Here is a 23472-nt window from a genome sequence, read left to right as displayed (position 1 = left end):
CCCCTCGTCCATGATTATTTCCAAATCGGAAAAGATGGAGCGTTCATGGACCGGTTCGGCGATCTCGATGTCTTCGCGAATGTCGTCACCGCGAAGAGCATGTCGGCGGCGGGGCGCGAGCTGAACGTCTCCCCCGCCGTCATTTCCAAGCGCATCCGCCGGCTGGAGGAACGGCTTGGCGTCAGGTTGATCCAGCGTACCACCCGCCAGCTCGCGCTGACCGAGGCCGGACAAGGCTTCTACGAGCGTGTGGTCTCGATCCTGTCCTCAATCGAGGATGCTGAGGCCTGGGTTGCGAGCGGGGCCGGGCAGGTTCGAGGCAGGCTCAAGGTCTCGGCGCCGACCTCCTTTGGTCGCATGCACGTCGCGCCGCATCTCAAGCGCTTTCTCGATGCCAATCCGCTGGTGACGGTCGAGCTTGTCCTGTCCGATGCCTTCGTTGATGTCGTCGGTGAGGGCTTCGACCTGGCGATACGCATCGCGGACCTGCAGGATTCCAGCCTCGTGGCGAAGCGCCTGGCGCCGAATCACCGTGTGCTCTGCGCGACGCCGGCCTATCTCACTGCGCACGGTACCCCCGTCACGATAGCCGATCTGGCCCGCCATAAGCTGATCGCCCACAATGCCGATCACTGGCGCCTCGATGGGCCGGATGGGCCCGTGCAGATCCGGGTCAACGGCCCCTTGAGAACGAATTCGAGCGAAGTGGTGCGCGAGGCCCTGCTGGCGGGCGTCGGCATCGCGCTGCGATCGACCTGGGATGTCGGGCCGGAACTCAAAACGGGTGCTCTGATGCGGGTGCTGCCGGATTATGCGGTGGGCTCGCGCGTCGCGATCCACGCCGTTTATCCGAGCCGGCGCCATCTCGAGCAGAAGGTCCGTGCCTTTGTCGACTATCTGGGGGAGCTTTACGGCACGACGCCTTACTGGGATGCGGGATTGGTGTTGTAGGGGTCGAGTTCGTGTCACGCCGTCATACTCGGGCTTGACCCGAGCATCTCAAGCCGAGATGTCTCCTCTTTCTGGCTGAGATTCTCGGGTCTACGCTGCGCTTCGCCCGAGAATGACGATCCAGCAGTCGGGGAGGTTTGCTATGTTCGGCGTGCTCGAAGGAACCGGCGTCTCGGTTCTCGATCCCCGCTTCCACCGCGTCATCTCCGGCTCGGCTCGGGTCGAGCGGCTGTGGACGGGCGCGCGTTGGTGCGAGGGTCCGGCCTGGTTTCCCGCGCACAACACGCTCGTCTGGTCCGATATCCCGAATGACCGGATGCTGCGCTACGACGCGCTTTCGGGTCAGACGGCCGTGTTTCGCCAGCCCGCGCGCTATTCGAACGGCCATACGGTCGATGCGCAGGGCCGCCTCGTCAGCTGCGAGCACGGCGCAAGGCAGGTGACGCGCACCGAGCATGACGGCTCGATCACCGTTCTCGCCAGCCATTATGGCGGCAAAAGGCTGAACTCGCCCAATGATGTGGTGGTGAAGTCGGACGGGTCGATCTGGTTCACCGATCCCGACTACGGCATCCTCAGCGACTATGAGGGCCACAAGGCACCCGGCGAAATCGGCGCCTGCCATGTCTATCGCATCGACAACCTGACCGGCGAGATCGCGATCGTCTGCGACGATTTCTCGAAGCCGAACGGGCTGGCGTTCTCGCCGGACGAAAGCATCCTCTACATCGCCGATACCGGTGCGAGCCATGATCCGGAGAGCGGGCCGCGCCATATCCGGGCCTTCGAGGTCGGTGAGGACGGCGTGACGCTCAGCGGCTCGCGCATCTTCGCGACCTGCACGGCCGGGTTGTTCGACGGTTTCCGGCTGGATATCGAGGGGCGCATCTGGACCAGCGCGGCCGATGGCGTGCACATCTACCATCCGGACGGCACGATGATCGGCAAGCTGGCCATCCCCGAGATCGTCGCGAATGTCTGCTGGGGCGGACCCAAGCTCAACCGGCTGTTCATCTGCGGGACGACGTCGCTCTATTCCGTGATGACGCACACCAACGGCGCGGTGCGACCGACCCTCTAGCGCGGTGGCTCGCTTTTGATCCGCGCCAGCACCAGCGGCATGGCGAGCCCGATGATCACGAAGCGCACGAGGTGGTGCGCGCCGACATAGAGCGTGTCCAGCCCCATCGCGAAGGCCAGCATCGCCATGGCCTCCAACCCGCCTGGCGCAAAGGCGGCCATGCCGCTGGCATAGGACACGTCGGCGAGCCAGGCCGCCGGCCAGGCAAACAGGAAGGCGACACCGATCGAGACGGCAAAGCCGCCGATCGCCAAGGGAAACAGCCCCTTCAGCTCGCTGCGCGGGATATGGGCGATGCGCCCGCCCATGGTCGAGCCGAGCAGCACCTGCACCGCGATCTGGATCGGCTGCGGCAGGGACCCTTCGACGAGGCCGGTCCCGTGCAGGATCGAGCTTGCGAACGTCGCGCCGAACATCAGCGGCGCGGCAAGGCCGATGCGGTCAAAGACCAGGCCGAGCGCCAGCCCCGACATCGTCACGCCGAGCATGGTGCCGGGGCCGAGTTCGAGCAGGTTCGGCAAGGGCGCGCCGGTCGCCGTGCCGGAAAGCTGCATCGCGGTCGGCAGCAGCGCCACAAGCACAAGCAAACGAAAGAGCTGGACGACCGAGATGCGGCCGATATTGGCGCCCTTGGCCTGGGCAATGGCCAGCACGGTCGAGAGCGCGCCCGGCGCCGCCGCGAGCAACGCGTCGATCCAGGGCCAGCGTGCAACATGGCGCAGATAGGCGCCGGTCGCGAGCATGATGGCGGCGACCCCGACGAGGAGGATGGCGAGGGACGCCGGGTAGCGCGCCGCGGCGGCCAGCGCTTCGGGCGTCGCGGCCGAGCCCAGAATGGTTCCCGACAGCACCATGGTCGAGTCGAACCAGGGCCGCCGCAGGCTCGGCAGCGGACGGATCAGCGAAACGACCGCGCTGAGCAGCATCGAGCCGGAGAGCCAGGCGGCCGGCATGCCGAGCAGCGAGAACAGCCCGCCGCCAAGGGCGGCCAGCGCGATGATCAGCGCCTCCCGCCACAGGATGGTCAGACGGGTCTGGAGATAGCCGAAAGGTCTCATCGCGCTCCGCGGCACCGTGAGCAGGTGCGCGCGCGTTCATGGCGGCGCCGGCCGGCCGGGTCAATCGCTCGACGGCTGGTTCGGGCGCCAAGGCCGGGTTGCACCGGGAGCCCTATGTGAGCCCTCATCAAGCGTAGCTTGCGTCTCGAAGGATGCTCCAGCCGGTTCCGGAGCCCCCGTGACCATCCTTCGAGACGCCGCTTTGCGGCTCCTCAAGATGAGGCTCGTGCAAAATCAAAGTCCCGCGATCGCCTTTTGCAGCCGCGCGACGGCCTCGGTGAGATCGGCCGCGTTTCGGGCAAAGCACAGGCGCAGGCCCGTTTCACCGCCCGGGCCGAAGGCCGTGCCGGGCGCGAGGCCGACATTGGCCTTGTCGACAAGGTCCTTGGCGAGCTTGGCCGAATCGCTGCGACCGTCGACCGAGAAGAACTGGTAGAACGCTCCGACAGGCGCCGAGAGCGAGACGCGGTTTGTCGCCTTCAACCCCTCGAAGACGATACGCCGGCCCTCGCCTGCCCGTGCGATCTGCTCGACGATGAAGCCTTCGCCCTCATCCAACGCCGCGACAGCGCCGCGCTGGAGGAAAACCGGCGACCCGGACGTGGAGTACTGGATCAGGTTCTCGATGACTTGGCCGAAAGCCTCCGGCGCCTCGATCCAGCCGATGCGCCAGCCCGTCATCGCCCAGTTCTTGGAGAAGGTCTGCACGAAGATGACGCGATCTTCGGACTCGATGATGTCGTGGAAGGAAGATGCACGGGCCTGTCCGTCATAGACGAAGCGACCGTAGATCTCGTCGGCGACGATCCAGATGCCATGCTTGCGGGTCAGTGCCAGCAGCGCCTCCTGTTCGGCGCGAGTCGCGGTCCAGCCGGTCGGGTTGGAAGGCGAATTGATGAAGAGGCCCCGGGTCTTCGGCGTGATCGCGGCCTCAATCTTGGCGAGTTCAAGCGTGAAACGGCCTTCGGTGTAATCCATCGGCACGCAGACTGCTTTCGCCCCGACGACGCCGACCGCAGCGGCGAAGTTCGGCCAGGCCGGCGTCGGGATGATGAGTTCGTCGCCTTCGCCGGCGATCATCCGCACCGCGATCTGGAGCGATTGCATGCCAGAGCCGGTGACGAAGAAGCGCTCGGTCGAGAAGGGCTGGCCGTAAAGCCTCTCGTGATAGCGCGCCAGCGCCTCGCGCAGTTCCGGGATACCGCGCTGCCAGGTGTAGAAGGTCTCGCCGTCGGCAAGTGAGCGAGCCGCCGCATCGCGGATGAATTGCGGCGTCGGCAGATCGCCTTCCCCGACCCAGAGCGGAATCAGCCCCGGCCGCAGCCGGCCATAGTTCATGACTTCGACGATGCCGCTCTCCGGCGCGTTCAGCGCTTCCGGCCGAAGGTCGGATACCCGGGTGCTGCCGGGCAGGATGGCGGTGTTCATCGGTTTCGACCTCGCGATTTCCAGATCTCTCGTTTAGCGCATGGCAGCGCCGGGAGGCATGAAATCGCGAGATCGGGTCGATCGGTCGCCGTGATGAATGCTCAGACCGTCTTCTGCTTCAGCAGGTCGCGGATTTCCGCCAGGAGCACGACATCGTCGGGCTTGGCGGCCGGCGCCTTGGGCTCGTCGCGCTTCAGCCGGTTGATCGCCTTGACGACGAGGAAGAGCACGAAGGCGATGATGATGAAGTTGACCGCGATCGTGATGAAGCTGCCATAGGCGAGCACCGCGCCCTGCTTCTTGGCTTCGATCAGCGTCGTCGCCGTCACGGATCGGTTCAGCCCGACGAAGTAATTCGAGAAATCGACGTTACCCATCGCGCCGATGAACGGCATGATGATGTCGTTGACGAGAGAGTCGACGATCTTGCCGAAAGCCGCGCCGATGATGACGCCGATGGCGAGGTCGATGACATTGCCGCGCAAGGCGAATTTCTTGAATTCCTCGATCATTCCGCACCCCTTTTGTCGATAGGCTGGCCGACGAAATCCAACGCTAGACCAAGATCGCGTTGAGCGGGACCCCAGCCGCGTCTTCGCACCGGTATCAGCGCCGGTTTTCACCAGCTGAATCGGCGTCAGCGCTCCGGACGCTATGGTCGCGGCGGTGGGCCTTGGCTAAACTCGGCTCAACTCGGCCGGAATGACTATGAAGACTTCGCTTTCCTTCGCCATGGCCGCGCATTCGGGCGCGCTTCCGTGATCCCGGCCTGGTCGGTCGTCCTCGTCGCGCTGGCTTATCTCTGCGCGCTCTTCGCCGTCGCCCATATAGCGGATACCTCGGGCCGGCGGCTGATGACGGGGCGCTGGCGCGCGACGATCTATGCGCTGGCGCTTGGCGTCTACTGCACCTCCTGGACCTTTTATGGCTCCGTCGGTTTCGCCAACCGGGCGGGCTTCGACTTCCTCGGCATCTATGTCGGGCCCATTCTGGTGATCGGCTTCGGCCATCGTTTCGTCGAGCGGCTTGTCGGCATCGCCAAGTCGCAGAACATCACCTCGATCGCGGATTTCGTCGGCGCGCGCTACGGCAAGAGCGAGCGCGTGGCCGCGCTGGTTAGCCTCGTCGCGGTGATCGGCGCCCTGCCCTATATCGCCCTGCAATTGAAGGCGGTCGCGAACTCTCTTTCGGTCTTCCTGGAAGCCACAGGCGCCCATGCGCCCACCGTCGATCTGCCGTTGCTGGGCGACCTGCCGCTCCTCGTCGCGCTAGTTCTGGCCGGCTTCGCCTGCGCCTTCGGCACCCGTCATATCGACGCCACCGAGCATCAGGATGGGCTCGTTCTCGCGATCGCGCTGGAGTCGCTGGTCAAGCTCGTGGCGTTTCTGGTGCTGGGCGTCTTCGTCGTCTACGGCCTGTTCGGCGGCGCGGGCGAGCTGCTGGCGCGGGCGTCGCAGCCACTGGGCGATCTGCCGCCGATCTGGGAGCGGACCTCGAGCTGGCCGACATTCCTGACGCTGACCTTGCTGTCGAGCTGCGCTGCGCTGTTGCTGGCGCGCCAGTTCCATATGACGATCGTCGAGAATCGCGATGTCCGGGACGTGCGACGCGCCGCGTGGATGTTTCCGCTCTACCTCGTGCTGATCAACCTCTTCGTCCTGCCGCTCGCCGCCGCCGGCGAGATCATGATTCCAGGCGGCGGGATCGATCGCGACATGACGGTGCTGCTGCTGCCGCTCCAGCAAGAGGCGGGAATCGTCGCACTGATCGTCTTCGTGGGCGGGTTGTCGGCCGGCACCGCCATGGTCATCGTCGCCTCGGTCGCGCTCGCGATCATGATCTCGAACCATCTCGTCATGCCGCTGCTCTTGCGCGGGCGCCGCGCGCTGGGCGATCGCGGACGAAACGAACGCCCGGCGAGCGAAGACGGGCCCAACGGCGATGCGAGCGGCGATCTCGGCTCGCAGCTCGTCATCCTCAGGCGGGTCAGCATCGTTGTCGTGATCCTGCTCGGCTATGCCTATTATCGCGCGTCGGGCGAAGCCGCACTGGTTTCGATCGGCCTGCTCTCCTTCGCGGCAACAGCGCAGATCGCGCCGGCCTTTGTCGGCGGGCTGGTGTGGCGGCGCGGCACGGCGCTGGGGGCGGCGGCCGGGCTGATCACCGGGACGGCGGTGTGGGCCTACACGCTGCTGATGCCAAGTCTCGTCATCCCCGGCAGCTGGTGGAGCGAGATCGTCGCGGACGGACCTTTCGGAGCCGGCGTGCTGCGACCTGAAGCGCTGCTCGGCATTGGCCTGCCGCCCCTGGCGCATGGCGTATTCTGGAGCCTCGGCCTCAACATCCTCGCCTATGTCGGCTTTTCGCTGCTGCGGCCGGCCAACGCGATGGAGCGGCTCCAGGCCAACGCCTTCGTCGAATCGGACCGGGGCACGATGGCGCAGGCCTTCTCGCTGTGGCGCACCAGCGTGACCGAGGGCGAGCTGCAATCCACCATCGCGCGCTATCTCGGCCGCGAGCGGACGGAGCGCGCCTTCGAGAGCTTCAACCATGGCCGGGGCGAAGGCCCCGACACCGCGCGCGACGTCGACATCCATCTGCTGCGCTTCGGCGAGCACCTGCTCTCCTCGGCGATCGGCGCCGCCTCCTCACGCCTTGTGCTTTCGCTCTTGCTGAAGCGACGCAACCTCTCGACGGAAGCCGCCTTCAAGCTGCTCGACGACGCTTCGGCTGCGCTGCAATACAACCGCGACATCCTCCAGCACGGGCTCGACCATGCGGGCCAGGGCATCACCGTGCTCGACCGCGACCTGCGCCTGCTGGCCTGGAACCAGGCGTTCCTGCAGCTCTACGACCTGCCGCCCTCGCTGGTGCGGTTCGGCACGGGCCTCGACGAGATCGTGCGCTTCAATGCGGCTCGCGGCGCCTATGGCGACGGCGCGCGGGACGAATTGATGGCGGCCCGTCTGGAAAGCTTCGTGCGCGACCGCGAGCCGGTGCGACTGCGGCTCTATCCCTCGAAGACCGTCATCGAAGTCCGCACCAATTCCCTGCCGGATGGCGGCTTCGTCACGACCTATACCGACATCAGCGACACGGTGGCGGCCGAAGAGGAGCTCGAGCGCACCAATGAGAGCCTCGAGCGGCGCGTGGCCGAACGCACCGAGGAGCTGCTGCACGTCAACACGGAGCTGCAGCGCGCCAAGGCCGAGGCCGAGGCCGCCAACGCTTCGAAGACGCGTTTCCTGGCGGCCGCCAGCCACGACATCCTGCAACCGCTCAACGCCGCGCGGCTCTATGCGACCTCGCTGGTCGAGCGGGACCGGACCGCCGGTTACCCCGATCTGGCCGAAAATATCGATGCCTCGCTCGACGCCGTCGAAGAAATCCTGACCGCGCTGCTCGAAATCTCCCGCCTCGACGGTGGCGCACTCAAGCCAGAGCTTACCGCCTTCCGCCTCGATGAATTGATGCGGCAGTTGCAGCGTGAATTCGAGCCGAGCGCGCAGGAAAAGGGGCTGAAGCTGGTCTTCCTTCCCACCGGGCTGGCCGTGCGGTCGGACCGGCGCCTGCTGCGGCGCCTGCTGCAAAACCTCGTTTCGAACGCGATCAAATACACCCCGAACGGCAAGGTGCTGGTGGGTTGCCGGCGTCGCGGCAGCCAGATCGCGCTCGAAGTGCTCGATACCGGGCTGGGCATTCCGCAAAGCAAGCAGAAGACCGTCTTTCGCGAGTTTCAGCGGCTCGACCAGGGCGCGCGCGTGGCGCGAGGTCTTGGGCTGGGGCTCTCCATCGTGCAGCGCATCGCGGCGGCGCTCGACCATGGGCTGACGCTCGAATCGGCGCCGGGGCGCGGCACGCGCTTTTCGCTGCTCGTGCCCCGCGCCGCACCGCTGCCGGCGATGTCGACCAGCGCGGCGCAGCGCCAGATTCCGGCCGGCCAGCTCGGCGGGATGCGACTGCTCGTGATCGACAACGAACCGGCAATCCTCGACGGGATGAAGCGGCTGCTCGAGGGCTGGGGCTGCCAAGTGGCGACGGCGCCCGGGCTGGACGAGGCGCTGCCGCAGGTCGGCGGCAAGAACGAGGCCGACGTGCTGATCGCCGACTACCATCTCGACCATGGCAACGGGCTCACCGCGATTTCGTCGCTGAGGTCGCGCGCCCGCACGCCGATGCCGGCGATCCTGCTCACTGCTGACCGCTCGCCGCAGGTGCGCGAGGCCGCCGCCGCGCTCGACGTGCATTTACTTAACAAGCCGCTGAAGCCAGCGGCGTTGCGGGCGCTGCTGGCGCAATGGCGCGCGACGCGGCTCGCGGCCGAATAACCGCCACGCGCTCCTTACCCTTCCATAGGATAAACCCCTTGCCGACACTGCACGTCGTCCCGCTTTCGAAGCTGGCCAGCACGGTCGCCGCCGTCGGGGCGAGCCATCTGGTCACGCTGATCAATGTCGGCAGCGCGGTCGAGCGACCCGCGACGATCTTGCCGAAAAACCACCTGTTCCTTGGGTTGTCCGACATCAGCCAGCCGCTGGAGGGGCACGTGCTGGCGGCGCAGGAGCAGATAGAAGGCTTGATCGCCTTCGTCCGCGCCTGGGATCGGCAGGCGCCCCTGGTGATCCATTGCTGGGCCGGCATCAGCCGCTCCACGGCAGGCGCCTATATCGCCGCCTGCGCGCTGGCGCCGGATCGCGACGAAGGCGAACTCGCCGACATCCTGCGCGCCGCCGCCCCCTCGGCAACGCCCAATGCGCGGCTGGTGGCGCTGGCCGATGCGACGCTGCGCCGGGATGGCCGCATGGTCCGGGCGATCGAACGGATCGGCCGTGGCGTCGATGCCTTCGAGGGCACGCCGTTCATCATGCCCCTGACCTGACTTAGACGGCCCGCGAAGACGCATTTTCATGCGGCATTTCGCCGAGACGTCGTGACTATGAGCGCACCTGCCTTCGAACGATGCAGGAGATTGCTTGCATCCCGCCGATTTTGCGATGATTGATCGCGCGGGGGAGGCAACCGCAGCACCATGACGATCGAACTTGACTCACGCGACTGCTCGATCCTGCGCATCCTTCAGCAGGATGGGCGGATCACCAATTCGGACCTGGCCGAGAAGGTGCACCTCTCACCCTCGGCCTGCCTGCGCCGTGTGCGACAGCTCGAGGAGAGTGGGCTGATCCGCGGTTACGCGATGATGCTCGACGACAAGATCGCCGGATTTCCGGGCACGGCTTTCGTCTTCGTCACGCTCGACCAGCAGGGCCGCGCCTCGCTCGAGAGCTTCGAGCTTGCCGTCCAGAATCTGCCGGAAATTCTCGAATGCCATCTGCTCGCCGGTGCACACGACTATCTGATGCGGGTGATCTATCGCGACAGCGCCGATTTCGAGCGCATTCACACCGACATCATCACGCAGCTGCCCGGCGTCACCCGCGTCCAGTCGACGCTGACGCTGCGGACGATCAAGAAGACCTCCGCACTGCCGGTCTGACGGGTTGCGGCTGGCGGCGCGCCGTCCGATAAGCTTGCGGCAAACAGGAATCAGACCGTTGAGCGAAGCGAACATCAAGACCGACGCCGACGTCGCCGCCCTGCCCTTCGAGGCCGCGCTGAAGGAGCTCGAAGGCATCGTCACCCGGCTGGAACGCGGCGATGTCGCGCTCGAGGAATCGATTGCGATCTACACCCGCGGCGAAGCCCTGAAGGCACGCTGCGACGCCCTGCTGAAACAGGCCGAGGCGCGAATCGAGAAGATCACACTGGGCGCCGACGGCAAGCCGACCGGGACGACGCCGCTCGACGTCGACGGCTGAAGCCATTCGGCGGGGCCGTTCCGGACGTCATTGCTCGAATGCCCGCGCCGGATTGCAGTACGGATGGTTGCGGCAGGCGTTCGACAGGTCCAGCTTCCTCGAGCGAAAAGGAGGCTCACCATGTCGCAACTTCCGGCCGAAGACCCGATTCTGGGCGATGCCCATTCCTGCGAGGCGATCGAAAGGGTCATCGTGCCCCGCACGCATGATCTCGGCGGCTTTCAGGTTCGCCGCGCCTTGCCTGCGATCGGCAAGCGGATGGTCGGCCCCTTCATTTTCTTCGACCAGATGGGCCCGTCCGAATTCCATCTCGGCGAGGGGCTGGATGTGCGCCCGCACCCGCATATCGGGCTCTCGACCGTGACCTATCTGTTCGACGGCGAGATCATGCACCGCGATTCGCTGGGCACGGCGCTCGCCATCCGGCCGGGCGCGGTCAATCTGATGACCGCGGGGCGCGGCATCGTCCATTCCGAGCGCACGGGCCTGGAGGCGCGGGCGACCGGCCCCAAGCTCTATGGCATCCAGGCCTGGCTCGCCCTGCCCAAGTCGCATGAGGAGATCGCGCCGGACTTCGCTCACCACGGCGCCGGCGAGTTGCCGCGCATCGTCGAGGGCGGCAAGCGCATCAGCCTGATCATGGGCTCGGCCTATGGCCAGAGCTCGCCGGTGAAATTCCCCTGGGATGCGCTTTATGCGGAGGCTGTGCTGTCGCCCGGCGCGATCCTGCCGCTCGATCCCGACTACGACGAGCGGGCGGTCTATATCGTCACGGGCAAGATCGACATCGCAGGCGACGAGTTCGGCGCCGGACAGCTTCTGGTCTTCAAGCCGGGAGACCGCATCTCGATCCTTGCCATCGATCAAACCCGCTTGATGCTGGTCGGCGGCGAGCCGATGGACGGGCCGCGCAACATCTGGTGGAATTTTGTCTCGTCCTCGCAGGAGCGCATCGAGCAGGCCAAGCAGGAGTGGAAGGCCGGCCGCTTCGACACCGTGCCGGGCGATGAAAGTGAGTTCATTCCGCTGCCCGAAGGGCCTTGAACACACGGCGCCGTCATTCTCGGGCTTGACCCGAGAATCTCTGCGACGCGAGGCTCTGGAGCCTTCTTCGGCAGGAGATGCTCGGGTCTTCGCCCGAGCATGACGGCGCCGTTCTCCGCATTCGGTTTGCCACCACCTCTTGCAGCCCCTATTTGAGAGGGCTGTTCTCCACGGCAACGGAATGCTTCGTGCCACGCTTCGCGACGCCTCTGCTCGACACCATCCACGAACCAGCCGATCTGCGCCGGCTTGGCGACTCGGATCTGAAGCAGCTCGCCGAAGAGCTTCGCCTCGAGACGATCGATGCCGTCTCCGTCACCGGCGGCCATCTCGGCGCGGGCCTCGGTGTCGTCGAGCTGACGGTCGCGCTCCACCATGTCTTCGATACGCCGGGCGACAGGCTGATCTGGGATGTCGGGCATCAGGCCTATCCCCACAAGATCCTGACCGGACGTCGCGACCGCATCCGCACGCTGCGGCAGCCGGGCGGGCTTTCCGGCTTCACCAAACGCTCCGAGAGCGCCTACGACCCGTTCGGCGCCGCCCATTCCTCGACCTCGATTTCGGCCGGGCTCGGCATGGCCGTGGGGCGCGATCTCGCGGGACGCAAGAACAATGTCGTCGCCGTGATCGGCGACGGCGCAATGTCGGCCGGCATGGCCTATGAGGCGATGAACAATGCCGGCGCGCTCGGCTCGCGCCTCATCGTCATCCTCAACGACAACGACATGTCGATCGCCCCGCCGGTGGGCGCGATGTCGGCCTATCTGGCGCGTCTGGTCTCCGGCCGGACCTATCGCTCGCTGCGTGAGGTCGCCAAGCAACTCGCCGAGAAGCTGCCGCGCTTCTTCCACGACAAGGCCAAGCGCACGGAGGAGTACGCTCGCGGTTTCTGGACCGGCGGAACGATGTTCGAGGAGCTGGGCTTCTACTATGTCGGGCCGATCGACGGACATAACCTCGACCATCTGCTGCCGGTGCTGCGCAATGTCCGCGATGCCGGAAACGGGCCGATCCTCGTCCATGTCGTAACGCAGAAGGGCAAGGGCTACGGCCCGGCCGAAGCCAGCGCCGACAAATATCACGGCGTGGTCAAGTTCGACCCTGTCACGGGCCTGCAGGCGAAAACTCCCGCTAATGCGCCGAGCTATACCGGCGTCTTCGCCAATGCGCTCATCAGGCAAGCGCGGGAGGACGACAGGATCGTCGCGGTCACCGCCGCGATGCCGTCGGGCACCGGGCTCGATGCCTTCGGGAAGGAATTCCCCGAGCGCACCTACGATGTCGGCATCGCCGAGCAGCATGCGGTAACCTTCGCGGCCGGGCTCGCGACCGAGGGCTACAAACCCTTCGTCGCGATCTATTCGACCTTCATGCAGCGCGCCTACGACCAGATCGTCCATGACGTGGCCTTGCAAAAGCTGCCCGTGCGCTTCGCGCTCGACCGGGCGGGCCTCGTCGGGGCGGACGGCGCCACCCATGCCGGCTCCTTCGACGTGGCCTACCTCGCCTGCCTGCCCGACATGGTGGTGATGGCGGCCTCCGACGAGGCGGAGCTGACCCATATGGTCGCGACCGCAGCGGCCTATGACGATGGCCCGATCGCCTTCCGCTATCCTCGTGGGGAGGGCGTCGGCGTCGAGATTCCCGATGTTGGCGTGCCCCTGGAAATCGGCAAAGGTCGCATCATGCGCCAGGGCACGAATATTGCCCTGCTGTCGCTCGGCACGCGGCTGGCGGAAGCGCTGAAGGCGGCGGATCTGCTGGCGCAGCGCGGCCTCTCGACCACCGTCGCGGATGCGCGCTTCGCCAAGCCCCTGGACGAGGCGATGATCCTGAAGCTGGCGCGCGAGCATGAGATCCTGGTGACGATCGAGGAAGGCTCCATCGGCGGGTTCGGCAGCCATGTGCTGCATCTGCTCGCGGAGAACGGGGCGCTCGATGCCGGCTTGAAGGTGCGCGCGCTGACCCTGCCGGACGTCTATCAGGACCACGACAAGCCTGACGCGATGTATGCCGCTGCGGGCCTCGATGCCGCCGGGATCGTCGCCGCCGTCGAGAAGGCTCTCGGCACCCCCGCCGTGATCAAGCGCGCCTGAGCCGGCTGCCGTGAAAAGCCGGGCCGATCAGTTGCTGGTCGAGCGCGGCTTCTTCGAGAGCCGGGCGCGGGCGCAGGCGGCCATCGCCGCCGGGCTCGTCAGCGCGAACGGCAGCCCGGTGCGCAAAGCATCCGAGATGGTCGCGGGCGATGCGACGCTCAGCGCGCAGGCGCCGCATCCTTATGTGTCACGCGGCGGGGTGAAGCTTGCAGGAGCGCTTGACGCTTTCGGCTTCGATCCCGCCGGGCTGCTCTGCCTTGATGTCGGCTCCTCCACCGGCGGCTTCACCGATCTTCTGCTGAAGCGTGGCGCGGACCACGTCGTCGCGGTCGATGTCGGCCGCGACCAGCTTCACGCCTCGCTGCGCGCCGATCCACGCGTCACCAGTCTGGAAGGGCAGGACATTCGGACACTGGCTGCGGCCACACTGCCGGGACAGCCTGCGCTGGCGGCGATCGATGTCAGCTTCATCTCGCTCAAGCTGGTTCTGCCTGCCGTTGCCGCCCTTCTCGCGCCGCAGGCCGGCATCGCAGCGCTGATCAAGCCGCAATTCGAAGCCGGCCGCGCCGCGCTCAAGAAAGGGATCGTCCGCGACGAGGCCGTGCAGGCCGAAACATGCCAGACGATCGTCGCGCTGCTGCGCGAACTCGGTTTCCGGGTCGAGGGGCCGGCCCCCTCGCCCATCGAAGGTGGCGACGGCAACCGCGAATTTCTGGTCGGGGCCCGGCGGAGCTAAGAGAAGCGCGCCATCACGGCGTCGACCTCGGCCTGCAGCGAGCGATCCTCTAAGGTCATCAGATCGACCGCGCCATTGGCGTTGATGAACTGGGTCGAACGGCCGATGAGCCTTCGCAGAGCCTCGCTCGCCACCTCGGTGATGACCGGCAGCTCCGGCGGCGCGGGCTGCTCGTCCAGCAGGGCCGTCATGGTGCGAATCAGCCGGGTCATCGCCGCGCAGGTGTCCTCGAAAGCCCGGCGGCGCTTCGCCCCGATGCCGTCATAAGCGGCGATGGCGCCAGAGGCGCAGCGCAGGTCCGAAGCCAGAAAATGCTCACGATATCCGACGCTGCTCCAGCCGCGCAGGTCGTCGATGACGGTTTCATCGATCGAAGCGATCTCGATCAGCATCAGGGCTTCGTTGAAACGGTTGAGAAAATCCGTCGAGAGCCGAGGCGCAGCGGGCCCGTCTCTCCATTCGGAAGGCTTTTCGGCCTGCGCTGTCGCCGCGGAGATCGTCATCGATTGCCCTAAACCGGGGGCGACTATGTTGGGCCAACCGCAAACAAAGTATTGATCTTTGCGCTATCTCTCGACCTAACCGACGCTATGTGCGGGCGCTACGCGATCACTCTTCCGCCAGCGGCGATGCGCGAGGCTTTCGGCTATCGCGAACAGCCTAATTTTCCGCCACGCTACAACATCGCGCCGACCCAGCCGGTGCCGGTCGTTCTGCCCAAAGATGGCGGCCTGCGCTTCCTGCTGATGCGCTGGGGCTTCATTCCCGGCTGGGTCAAGGACCTCCGGGATTTTCCGCTCGTCATCAACATTCGAACCGAAAGCGCGGCGGACAAGCCCTCGTTCCGCCATGCCCTGACACGGCGGCGCTGCCTGCTGCCGGCGGACGGCTTTTACGAATGGCGCCGCAGCGGCACGGGTCGCACGGCGCAGATCGAGCCTTTCCTGTTCCGCCGACCCGACCGGGCCTTTTTCGCCTTTGCCGCCTTGTGGGAGACTTGGCATTCGCCGGATGGTTCGGAGATCGACACGGTCGCGATGATGACCGGCCCGGCCAACGGAACGATGGCCGGGGTCCACCATCGCTGCCCGGTGATCCTCGATCCGCGCGACTATCCGGCCTGGCTCGACCCGGCCACGACGGCGCAGCAGGTGCAGGGCCTGCTGAGGCCACCACCGGACGAGCTCCTCGAGGCCGTCGCGATCGGCCCTGCCGTGAACAAGGTCGCGAATGACGGCCCGCACGTGCAAGAGGCTCTCGGGCCCCTCCCGTCTCTCGAAGGGCACGGGGAGCCGGCTCGCCATGCGCGCAAGGCGGCCCGGCCACCCGCCGATGACGGCCAAGGGAGCCTGTTCTAGCGGCGGAAACATGCTCTGATCGTCTTTGCCCGCGAGATAAGGATCCAAGCGCATGCATGGCCGCCGCCCCACCATGACCTCCCGGCACGGCATGGTCGCCGCAGCCCATCCCTTGGCGGCGCAAGCTGGCGCGAAGCTGCTGGCGCAGGGCGCAAATGCCTTCGATGCGGCCGCGGCGACCGCTGCCGCGCTCAACGTCGTCGAGCCCTTCATGTCGGGGCTTGCGGGCATGGGCTTCGCGACCTGCTGGATCGCGGCCGAAAAACGCGTGCGCGTGCTCGATTTCGTGCCGCCGATCCCTGGAAGCTTCCCGGCCGAGCGGTTCAGCCAGCGCGCCGATCTCGATCGTGGGCCGCTTTCGGTCGCCTCGCCCGGAAACCTCGCCGGCTGGTGCGAACTGGTGAAGACATATGGCCGCAAGAGCCTGCCCGAGATTTTCGCACCGGCGATCGCGCTGGCGGGGGACGGCTTCGCGCTGGCCGAATTCGGCGCCGAGGAGTTCGCCGAGCATGGACCGGCCGTGCAGGCGCGATCGGCCCTGGAACCGTCCTGGACCGCGAATTATGCGCCGGGCGGCACGATTCCGGGTTTCGGCGCGGTCCTCGTCCAAGGCGATCTCGCACGCACCCTTTCCGAGATCGCAGAGCACGGGCCGGATCATTTCTATCGCGGGCCGCTGGGCGAGCGGGTGGTGACGCATCTGCAGGCGCTGGGCGGGACGCTGACCATGGCCGACCTCGCGGCGGTGAGGACGGTCTGGCGCGAGCCGCTGGCGATGCCTTATCGCGGGCTGCAAGTGCATGTCCCGCCGCCGCCCTGCGAGGGCTTCCAGTTCCTGCTGACGCTGGCGGTTCTCGATGGGATCGACCTCGGCGCGCTGGTCAAGGACGGGCCGGACCATCTCGACCTCGTCTATCGCGCCATCCGGCTCGCGGCGGGCGAGCGCATCGCGCGCAACAATCCAAACCCGGAGGTACTGGCGCAGATGCTTTCGCCGGCTTCGGTCGAGCGCCTGCGGGCTCGCCTCCTGGCCGGCACCCCGATCAGCGGGCCGACCGAGCAATGGACCCCGCAGGCCGGCGAAGATCCGGCCCATACGACCTCGTTCTCGATCGCCGATCGCGAGGGTAACCTGATCTGCATCACGCAGAGCCTGGGCAGCCCCTTCGGTAGCGGCGTCGTGGTGCCGGGGACGGGGCTGTGCCTCAACAACTTCCTCTACTGGGCCGATGTGCAGGCCGGCAGCCCGAACCGAGCCAGGCCGGGCGACGCGCTGGCGATGTGCATGTCGCCCTCGATTTCGACCCGCGAGGGCGCGCCCGTGCTCGCGCTGGGGACGCCGGGCAGCTACGGCATCATGCAGACGCAGGCGCAGGCCATGGTCCAGCACCTGGCATTCGGCTTGCCCTTGCAGGAGGCGATCGAGGCGCCGCGCGCGCGGCTCTGGGACGGGCGCCTCGTCGAGATCGAGAATCGGATCGCGCCGGAGACGATCGCCGAGCTGCAGCGGCGCGGGCATGATGCGCAGGCGTTCGACGTGGGCTGGACGATGCGCTGTGGCGGGATGCAGGCCGTGGCCGTCGATCCCGCGACCGGGGTGTTTACAGGCGCGGCCGACCCTCGCCGCGACGGCTATGTCGCGACGCCCTAGCCGTCATTGCGAGCGAAGCGAAGCAATCCAGAGGGACTTGGTCGAGCGGTTCCGCCCTGCCGCTCCTGGATTGCTTCGTCGCTTCGCTCCTCGCAATGACGGTGAGAACGGGATCAGCCCACCAGTTCGCCGCGAAAGGCCCAGCGTGTCATACGCCGCTCGACCAGCGCGCAGAGCGCGTAGAGGCCGATGCCCATGATCGCAATCGAGAACAGCCCGGCGAACGTGGTGGCGGTGTCGTTGCGAGCGCCGGCCGAGAGCATTAGGAAGCCGATGCCGCGATTGCCGCCGACCGTCTCCGACAGCACCGAGCCGATGAAGGCCAGCGTCACCGCAACCTTCAGGCTGGCAAACAGATAGGGCATCGCGCGGGGCACCCCGACCTTGGTCAGGATTTCCCATTGGCTGGCGCCAAGCGAGCGCATCACATCGCGCATCTCGGGCTCGATCGTCGCCAGCCCCGTGGCAACGTTCACAACGATAGGGAAAAACGAGATGACGAAGGCGGTGATGACCGCCGGCAGCGCACCGACGCCGAGCCAGATCATCAGGATCGGCACGATCGCCACCTTCGGGATCGCGTTGAAGGCGATCAGCAACGGATACAAGCCTGCATAGATGAAGGGCGAAGCGCCGATCGCCAGCCCGAGCATCAGGCCGAAGCCGATCGCCATGGCGAAGCCGATCATGGTCGTCCACAGCGTCTCCAGGCAGAACCGCAGCAGGATGTCCCAGCGCTGGATCATCACCTCGACGATCCGGCTCGGGCGCGGAGCCAGGATCTCCGGCACGTCGAAGACGATGCAGGCGATCTCCCAAAGCAGCAGCAGCGCGGCGGCTGCGAGCCAGGGCATGGCGACAAGCAGGATGCGCTTCTGCGTGTCGGTCATGAGCGCAGGCCCGTAGCCATCGTCATTGCGAGCAAAGCGAAGCAATCCAGGAGGACTGGTTGAAGCTGTTCAGGCAAGTCCCCCTGGATTGCTTCGTCGCTGCGCTCCTCGCAATGACGGTGCGGGATGCATTTCTCGCTCGACCGCAGCATCACGCATGCTCCAGATGAATGCGCTCGCGCAGCTCGTGAACGATGTCGACGAAGGCGGGATCGAAGGTCGTCTCCAGCGTGCGCGGACGCGGCAGGTCGATCTTGCGGGCCATCACGATCTTTCCTGGCCGGCGGCTCATCACATAGACGGTGTCGGCGAGATAGACGGCCTCGCGCAGATCATGCGTGACCAGCACGGCGGTGAAGCGCCGCTCCAGCCAGAGCTGCTGCATGACGCTCCAGAGCTCCTCGCGGGTGAAGGCATCGAGCGCGCCGAAAGGCTCGTCCAGCATCAGGATTTCGGGCTCGTGAATGAGCGCCCTGCACAGGCTGGAGCGCTGCTGCATCCCGCCGGACAGCTGCCACGGATATTTCGAGCCGAAGCCGGCAAGGCCGACCGACGCCAGCAGCGCCTCGACACGGGCGACGTATTCGGCCTTGTTGGCGCGGAAGCGGCGCTTGTGCGGCTCGACCACTTCGAGCGGCAGCAGGATGTTGTCGAGCGTGGTGCGCCAGGGCATCAGGGTCGGCGCCTGGAAGGCCATGCCGACACCCCGGATCGGGCGTTTCACGGTCTGGCCATGGACCCAGACCTCGCCGCCAGTCGGCGGCAGCAGCCCGGTGACGAGCTTCATCAGGGTGGACTTGCCACAGCCGGAGGGGCCGACGACCGCGACGAACTCGCCCTTGACGATGGAGAGCGTCGCATCCTCCAGCGCGACCATGCGTGAGGTGCCCGCGCCATAGGCGAGGCTGACGTTGCGCAGTTCGACGAGCGGCGGTTCGGCCGGCTTTCGCGAGCCCTCATCCTGAGGAGCAAGCGCAGCTTGCGTCTCGAAGGATGTTCCAGATGTCACGAGAGCCTCCTGAAGCATCCTTCGAGACGCCGCTCCTGACGGAACGGCTCCTCAGGATGAGGGCTGAGGATGGAATGCCCGCCTTAGGGCGCGACCATCCGTTCCGCTTTGGGCGGCAGGAATTTGCCTGAGAAGACCTTGTCGGGCTCCGGGGCGGAGGGCAGACCGAACGCCTCGGCGACATCCTTGACCGAGCGGGCGAAGCGGGCGGGGTCGACGTCGCCCATGCCGTTTTCCTTCACATAAGGCGTCAGCACGTTCATCTTCAGCGACATGTCGAGGCGCTCGGCCTCCAGCTTCTCGTCGATCAGCGGGTCGCGTTTCTTAGCCGCCGCGATGCCGAGCGCAGGGTTGGCGGCGACCTCTTTCCAGGCCTTGGCAGTGGCGCGCAGGAAGCCGGTCACGACCTCCGGCTTCGCGGCGAGCGCCGGCGAGACGATGATGCCGTTGCCGTACACGTCCATCTTGAAGTCGGAGTAGTTGAAGGAGACGACGTCCTCCGCCTTCACGCCGCGGGCTTTCAGATCGAGAATCGACGAGAAATAGTGCCCGGAGATGAAATCGACCGTGCCCTGCACCAGCGATTGCTCGCGGAGCTGCGGCGTGAGGTTCACGAAAGAGACGGTCGAGGCGTCGAGCCCGACCTTCTTGGCGAAAGCCGGAAACAGCCGGTAGGACGCATCGAAGACCGGGGCGCCGAGCTTCTTGCCGGCGAGATCGGCAGGCTTCGTGATTCCGCTCTTCTTCAAGGCATGCACGCCGAAGGGCGGAAAATCATAGGCCATGAAGACGCAGAGCACCTCCTTGCCGGGGTTCTTGACGTTGTATTCGATCAGCGAATTCACATCGGCGAAGCCGAGGTCGTAGGCGCCTGTCGCGACGCGCTGGACCGCACCCGCCGAGCCCTGGCCGGGGTCCATCGTCACGTCCAGCCCCTCGGCCTTGTAGTAGCCCTTGTCGAGGGCGACCAGGAACGGCGAGGTCGGGCCCTGGAAGACCCAATCAAGCGTGAATTTCAGTGAGGTCTGGGCGGCAGCCGGAAAGGAGGTTGCGAGCATCGTCCCAAACGTCAGCGCCGCCATGACACGGCGCGTCAGGCCCCTGCCCCGCCCGCTCGAAAAGCCCGCTACGCCCCGCGCAACACTCGTCATCGCCGCCATCCCCGTTCTCGGTTGCCGGGAACGCTAGAAGCGGGTCCGGAACCGGTCAATCGGGCGCAGCCGCTGTCCTGCCAGTTTTTTGGGCAACAGCACGCATAGAGCGGTCGCGGATCGCGTGAGATGCCGGCGGTCCAGCGAAGAGCTGCTTTTAGGGCATCGCATCGCTGGACCGTCGGCCGACACCTCACCCTGCCCTCTCCTTACAGGAGAGGGTTCTCGTGTTTCCGAACTTACTGGAATGGTACCACCGCGCCGGGGTTCATGATCCCCTGCGGATCAAGCGCGCGCTTGATGGTGCGCATCAGGTCGAGTTCGACCGGGTCCTTGACGCCGGGAAGCAGGTCGCGCTTGAGCCGGCCGATGCCATGCTCGGCCGAGATCGAGCCGTGGAGGTCCGCGACGATGCCGTGGACCGCCTCGTTCATCGCGCTCCAGCCGGCGAGGAAGGTCGCCTTGTCGGCGCCGATGGGCTGACTGATGTTGAAGTGAATGTTGCCGTCTCCGAGATGGCCGAAGGGTACCGGCCGGCAGCCCGGCACCATCGCCTCTACGACCGAAATGGCGCGGGCGAGGAATTCCGGCGTCGCATGCACAGGCACCGAGATGTCGTGCTTGATCGAGCCGCCCTCATAGGTCTGCACCTCGGACATCATCTCGCGCAGCTTCCAGAAATCGGCGCGCTGGGCCAGCGAGCCGGCGAGCGCCGCGTCGGTGACGATGCCCTTTTCCAAGGCGTCACCGAGAAAGGTCTCGACATGCTCGTCAAGCCCCGCCGCCTGCTGGGACGAGACCTCCATCAGCACATACCAGGGCGACGGCTCGGAGAGCGGATCTCGCGCGCCCGAGGCATGGCGCAGGACGAAATCCAGGCCGATGCGCGGCATCAGCTCGAAGGTGGTGAGCGTGCCGCCGGCGCCGGCCTTGGCGGCATTCAGCAGGTTGAGGGCGGCCTGCGGGTCCGGCACCGCCAGAAAGGCGGTGGCGCGCACAGCCGGCAACGGGAAGAGCTTCAGCACGGCAGCGGTCACGATGCCGAGCGTGCCTTCGGCGCCGATGAAAAGATCCTTGAGATCGTAGCCGGTGTTGTCCTTGCGGAGCTGGCGCAAGCCGTTCCAGACGCGCCCGTCCGGCAGCACGACCTCCAGGCCCAGGCAAAGCTCGCGGGCATTGCCATAGGCCAGCACCGCCGTGCCGCCAGCATTGGTCGAGAGGTTGCCGCCGATGGTGCAGGAGCCTTCGGAGGCCAGCGAAAGCGGGAAGAGACGGCCCGCGTCCTCGGCCGCGTCCTGCGCGCGCTTCAACGTGACGCCGGCCTCGACGATCATCGTGTCGCCGTCGGTATCGACCGCGCGGATCGCGTCGAGGCGCTGCAGCGACAGCACGATCTCCTGGCCCTCGGCGATCGGGATCTGCCCGCCGACGAGGCCGGTATTGCCGCCTTGCGGCACGAGCTTCGTGCCGGTCTCAGCCGCGAGCTTCACCAGTTCGGCGACTTCCGCCGTCGAGCCGGGGCGGACGATCGCCTGCGCCTTGCCGCGGAAGAGATCGCGCCACTCCTTGAGGTAGGGCACCATGGCGTCGGCATCGGTCACGACGTTCTTTTCGCCGACGATGGCGGCCATGCGATCGAGAATTGCGCTCATCCTGAAGTCCCTGCCCTCACAAGCCGTCCGAACTTTTCAGCCCTCATCCTGAGGAGCGCTCCCCCAGGAGCGCGTCTCGAAGGATGCTCCAGGTGGTTCCGGAGCGCCCTGAAGCATCCTTCGAGACGCCGCTTCACGGCTCCTCAGGATGAGGGCTGGAGAGGTTCGAATCGGCGTTAGCTCTTCCTCGCCCGCCGGAACACGCCGACAAGCTCGACATGGGCGGAATAGCGGAACTGATCGACCGGCGTCACGCCTTCCAGCGCATAACCGCCCGCAATCAACGTCGCGGCGTCGCGGGCGAAGCTGCCGACATCGCAGGACACATAGATGACGTGCCCAACCTTGGAAGCGGCCAACCGCCTCACCTGCGCCTCGGCACCGGCACGGGGCGGGTCGAGCACCACGGCGTCGAAGCCGTTCAGCTCGTGCTCCAGCAGCGGACGGCGGAAGAGGTCGCGCGTCTCGGTGGCGATGGGCTTGAGGCCCGGCGTGGCGCCGAAGCCCCGTGCCAGCGCCGCCGTCGCGGCCTTGTCGCTTTCGACCGCGAGCACCTGCATGCGCTCGGCGATGCGGAAGCTGAACGGGCCGCAACCGGCAAACAGATCGGCAGCGCGCTTGCCCTTGGGCAGCGCTGCCACCACCAGCCCGGCCAGGATCTCCTCACCCAGCGCCGTCGCCTGCAGGAAGCCGCCGGAGGGTGGAGCGACCAGCGCCCTGCCCATGGGCTGCGCGGGCGCGCGGCGTTCGACGATATTTTCGCCGTGGTCGGCAAGGCGGGCGAGATCGAGCCGCTCCGCCAGCACGGTCAGCGCGAGCCTCGCCTTGTCGCCGAGCGGGCCATGGCCGCGCAGATCGACATCGAGGCCTGCTTCCGAGGCGGTAATCTGGATATCGAGCGGCTTGCCGGCAGCGCCGAGGCGGTTCGCCAGCATCTGCGCGACGGCCGGCGCGCGCGCCAGGCCGGGAGCCAGAACCGGACAAGCCTCGACCTCGATCAAATCATGGCTGCGCGCGGCCATGAAGCCGACGATCATCGCCTCGCCCTCGAGGCGGGCATGGAAAGTGACACGACGGCGGCCCGCGCCATGGGCATCGATGAGCTCGGCTACCGGCACCTCGATGCCGGCGCGGCCAAGCGCGGTGACGACCTGCTGACGCTTCCATTCACGGTAGAGCCCCGGCGCCATGTGCTGCGCCGCGCAGCCGCCGCAGCGGGTAAACAACGGGCAGATCGCGGCAACGCGCGATTCGGAGGGCGCGAGGATCTCGACGGGGTGCCCGCGCTCGCCATCGACCACGGTGCGGACGGTCTCGCCCGGCAGCGTGAAAGGCACGAAGACCGAGCCGGCGGGCGTCTGAGCGATGCCGTCACCGCGCTGGCCGAGCCGGTCGATCACCAGGGTTTCGTTCATGGCGAGCCGGGGAGCGGTTGCTTCCAGCTTCTGCGGCTTTGCGACGGGCATGTTGGAACTCGGGGCACAGGCGGCCCGCTCAGGGTGACCTTGGCGAGGCTTTCGCCTATCAGGTCAGGGACGAATTGGGAAA

20 protein-coding genes are annotated in these 23472 nt (G+C 66.5%); 11 read left to right on the top strand and 9 right to left on the bottom strand.

Going from position 1 to position 23472, the window contains the following annotated elements; all coding sequences use genetic code 11:
• Positions 1-45: 45 nt before the first annotated feature.
• Together AC1DR6_RS08765 and AC1DR6_RS08760 are read left to right on the top strand one after the other, a co-directional pair.
• Entirely contained in the window at positions 46-951 is a 906-nt protein-coding gene (locus AC1DR6_RS08765) for a LysR family transcriptional regulator (protein WP_476828808.1), read from the top strand.
• A gap of 142 nt (positions 952-1093) precedes the next feature.
• On the top strand, positions 1094-2032 hold the full coding sequence (locus AC1DR6_RS08760; protein ID WP_476828807.1) for an SMP-30/gluconolactonase/LRE family protein: 939 nt from the start codon (positions 1094-1096) through the stop codon (positions 2030-2032).
• Here the strand turns inward: AC1DR6_RS08760 and AC1DR6_RS08755 are convergent.
• From AC1DR6_RS08755 to mscL, 3 genes are all read right to left on the bottom strand, one after another.
• A complete protein-coding gene (locus tag AC1DR6_RS08755) occupies positions 2029-3090 on the bottom strand; it encodes an AbrB family transcriptional regulator (protein ID WP_476828806.1) in 1062 nt (353 codons plus the stop codon). The genes AC1DR6_RS08760 and AC1DR6_RS08755 overlap by 4 nt on opposite strands.
• A gap of 234 nt (positions 3091-3324) precedes the next feature.
• Positions 3325-4518, bottom strand: coding sequence for a pyridoxal phosphate-dependent aminotransferase (locus tag AC1DR6_RS08750; protein ID WP_476828805.1), 1194 nt, complete (start codon positions 4516-4518; stop codon positions 3325-3327).
• A gap of 101 nt (positions 4519-4619) precedes the next feature.
• Positions 4620-5030 carry a large conductance mechanosensitive channel protein MscL gene (mscL, locus tag AC1DR6_RS08745; RefSeq protein ID WP_476828804.1) on the bottom strand — a complete coding sequence of 137 codons (411 nt, stop codon included), beginning with the start codon at positions 5028-5030 and terminating at the stop codon, positions 4620-4622.
• A gap of 246 nt (positions 5031-5276) precedes the next feature.
• Between mscL and AC1DR6_RS08740 the strand changes: the two genes are divergently transcribed.
• From AC1DR6_RS08740 to AC1DR6_RS08710, 7 genes are all read left to right on the top strand, one after another.
• Entirely contained in the window at positions 5277-8846 is a 3570-nt protein-coding gene (locus AC1DR6_RS08740; protein WP_476828803.1) for a NahK/ErcS family hybrid sensor histidine kinase/response regulator, read from the top strand.
• A gap of 38 nt (positions 8847-8884) precedes the next feature.
• A complete protein-coding gene (locus tag AC1DR6_RS08735; RefSeq protein WP_476828802.1) occupies positions 8885-9397 on the top strand; it encodes a tyrosine phosphatase family protein in 513 nt (170 codons plus the stop codon).
• A 150-nt stretch (positions 9398-9547) separates the two neighbouring features.
• Positions 9548-10012: an Lrp/AsnC family transcriptional regulator gene (locus AC1DR6_RS08730; RefSeq protein WP_476828801.1), complete on the top strand. Its 465-nt coding sequence runs from the start codon at positions 9548-9550 to the stop codon at positions 10010-10012.
• Between the two features lie 58 nt (positions 10013-10070).
• Positions 10071-10334 (top strand): exodeoxyribonuclease VII small subunit, encoded by a 264-nt coding sequence (locus AC1DR6_RS08725; protein ID WP_476828800.1) that lies wholly within the window; start codon positions 10071-10073, stop codon positions 10332-10334.
• A gap of 120 nt (positions 10335-10454) precedes the next feature.
• Positions 10455-11378: a pirin family protein gene (locus tag AC1DR6_RS08720; protein WP_476828799.1), complete on the top strand. Its 924-nt coding sequence runs from the start codon at positions 10455-10457 to the stop codon at positions 11376-11378.
• A gap of 188 nt (positions 11379-11566) precedes the next feature.
• The gene (dxs, locus tag AC1DR6_RS08715; protein WP_476828798.1) at positions 11567-13477 is read left to right on the top strand and encodes a 1-deoxy-D-xylulose-5-phosphate synthase; all 1911 of its coding nucleotides are present in this window, start codon (positions 11567-11569) and stop codon (positions 13475-13477) included.
• A 10-nt stretch (positions 13478-13487) separates the two neighbouring features.
• Positions 13488-14213, top strand: a complete 726-nt coding sequence (locus tag AC1DR6_RS08710) for a TlyA family RNA methyltransferase (protein WP_476828797.1) — start codon at positions 13488-13490, stop codon at positions 14211-14213.
• On the opposite strand, the gene AC1DR6_RS08705 is transcribed toward AC1DR6_RS08710, so the two are convergent.
• Positions 14210-14716, bottom strand: coding sequence for a hypothetical protein (locus AC1DR6_RS08705; protein WP_476828796.1), 507 nt, complete (start codon positions 14714-14716; stop codon positions 14210-14212). The genes AC1DR6_RS08710 and AC1DR6_RS08705 overlap by 4 nt on opposite strands.
• 87 nt (positions 14717-14803) lie before the next feature.
• On the opposite strand from AC1DR6_RS08705, the gene AC1DR6_RS08700 reads away from it, so the two are divergent.
• Together AC1DR6_RS08700 and AC1DR6_RS08695 are read left to right on the top strand one after the other, a co-directional pair.
• Entirely contained in the window at positions 14804-15571 is a 768-nt protein-coding gene (locus AC1DR6_RS08700; RefSeq protein WP_476828795.1) for an SOS response-associated peptidase, read from the top strand.
• A gap of 52 nt (positions 15572-15623) precedes the next feature.
• The gene (locus tag AC1DR6_RS08695; RefSeq protein WP_476828794.1) at positions 15624-17222 is read left to right on the top strand and encodes a gamma-glutamyltransferase family protein; all 1599 of its coding nucleotides are present in this window, start codon (positions 15624-15626) and stop codon (positions 17220-17222) included.
• Positions 17223-17335: 113 nt separating this feature from the next.
• On the opposite strand, the gene AC1DR6_RS08690 is transcribed toward AC1DR6_RS08695, so the two are convergent.
• The 5 genes from AC1DR6_RS08690 to AC1DR6_RS08670 all read right to left on the bottom strand — a co-directional run bounded on the left by AC1DR6_RS08690 (position 17336) and on the right by AC1DR6_RS08670 (position 23390).
• Positions 17336-18112: an ABC transporter permease gene (locus AC1DR6_RS08690; RefSeq protein WP_476828793.1), complete on the bottom strand. Its 777-nt coding sequence runs from the start codon at positions 18110-18112 to the stop codon at positions 17336-17338.
• A 151-nt stretch (positions 18113-18263) separates the two neighbouring features.
• Complete coding sequence (locus tag AC1DR6_RS08685; RefSeq protein WP_476829000.1) at positions 18264-18989, bottom strand: ABC transporter ATP-binding protein; 726 nt, start codon at positions 18987-18989, stop codon at positions 18264-18266.
• A gap of 215 nt (positions 18990-19204) precedes the next feature.
• On the bottom strand, positions 19205-20272 hold the full coding sequence (locus AC1DR6_RS08680; protein ID WP_476828792.1) for an ABC transporter substrate-binding protein: 1068 nt from the start codon (positions 20270-20272) through the stop codon (positions 19205-19207).
• A gap of 239 nt (positions 20273-20511) precedes the next feature.
• Positions 20512-21924 (bottom strand): FAD-binding oxidoreductase, encoded by a 1413-nt coding sequence (locus tag AC1DR6_RS08675; protein ID WP_476828791.1) that lies wholly within the window; start codon positions 21922-21924, stop codon positions 20512-20514.
• Between the two features lie 176 nt (positions 21925-22100).
• Positions 22101-23390, bottom strand: coding sequence for a class I SAM-dependent RNA methyltransferase (locus AC1DR6_RS08670; protein ID WP_476828790.1), 1290 nt, complete (start codon positions 23388-23390; stop codon positions 22101-22103).
• Between the last annotated feature and the right edge of the window lie 82 nt (positions 23391-23472).

Source organism: Allobosea sp. P5_A5 (assembly GCF_056400625.1).
The sequence above is the reverse complement of the archived record's forward strand: the minus strand, read 5'-3'. Positions and strand labels throughout refer to the sequence as shown.

What these genes read in the sequence shown, in the direction of transcription:
- AC1DR6_RS08765 (WP_476828808.1), top strand. Translation starts at nt 46, where the DNA reads ATGGACCGGTTCGGCGATCTCGATGTCTTCGCGAATGTCGTCACCGCG.
- AC1DR6_RS08705 (WP_476828796.1), bottom strand. Translation starts at nt 14,716, where the DNA reads ATGACGATCTCCGCGGCGACAGCGCAGGCCGAAAAGCCTTCCGAATGG.
- AC1DR6_RS08685 (WP_476829000.1), bottom strand. Translation starts at nt 18,989, where the DNA reads ATGGTCGCGCTGGAGGATGCGACGCTCTCCATCGTCAAGGGCGAGTTC.
- AC1DR6_RS08670 (WP_476828790.1), bottom strand. Translation starts at nt 23,390, where the DNA reads ATGCCCGTCGCAAAGCCGCAGAAGCTGGAAGCAACCGCTCCCCGGCTC.
- AC1DR6_RS08760 (WP_476828807.1), top strand. Translation starts at nt 1,094, where the DNA reads ATGTTCGGCGTGCTCGAAGGAACCGGCGTCTCGGTTCTCGATCCCCGC.
- AC1DR6_RS08700 (WP_476828795.1), top strand. Translation starts at nt 14,804, where the DNA reads ATGTGCGGGCGCTACGCGATCACTCTTCCGCCAGCGGCGATGCGCGAG.
- AC1DR6_RS08730 (WP_476828801.1), top strand. Translation starts at nt 9,548, where the DNA reads ATGACGATCGAACTTGACTCACGCGACTGCTCGATCCTGCGCATCCTT.
- AC1DR6_RS08680 (WP_476828792.1), bottom strand. Translation starts at nt 20,272, where the DNA reads ATGACGAGTGTTGCGCGGGGCGTAGCGGGCTTTTCGAGCGGGCGGGGC.
- AC1DR6_RS08720 (WP_476828799.1), top strand. Translation starts at nt 10,455, where the DNA reads ATGTCGCAACTTCCGGCCGAAGACCCGATTCTGGGCGATGCCCATTCC.
- AC1DR6_RS08690 (WP_476828793.1), bottom strand. Translation starts at nt 18,112, where the DNA reads ATGACCGACACGCAGAAGCGCATCCTGCTTGTCGCCATGCCCTGGCTC.
- AC1DR6_RS08755 (WP_476828806.1), bottom strand. Translation starts at nt 3,090, where the DNA reads ATGAGACCTTTCGGCTATCTCCAGACCCGTCTGACCATCCTGTGGCGG.
- AC1DR6_RS08675 (WP_476828791.1), bottom strand. Translation starts at nt 21,924, where the DNA reads ATGAGCGCAATTCTCGATCGCATGGCCGCCATCGTCGGCGAAAAGAAC.
- AC1DR6_RS08750 (WP_476828805.1), bottom strand. Translation starts at nt 4,518, where the DNA reads ATGAACACCGCCATCCTGCCCGGCAGCACCCGGGTATCCGACCTTCGG.
- AC1DR6_RS08695 (WP_476828794.1), top strand. Translation starts at nt 15,624, where the DNA reads ATGCATGGCCGCCGCCCCACCATGACCTCCCGGCACGGCATGGTCGCC.
- mscL (WP_476828804.1), bottom strand. Translation starts at nt 5,030, where the DNA reads ATGATCGAGGAATTCAAGAAATTCGCCTTGCGCGGCAATGTCATCGAC.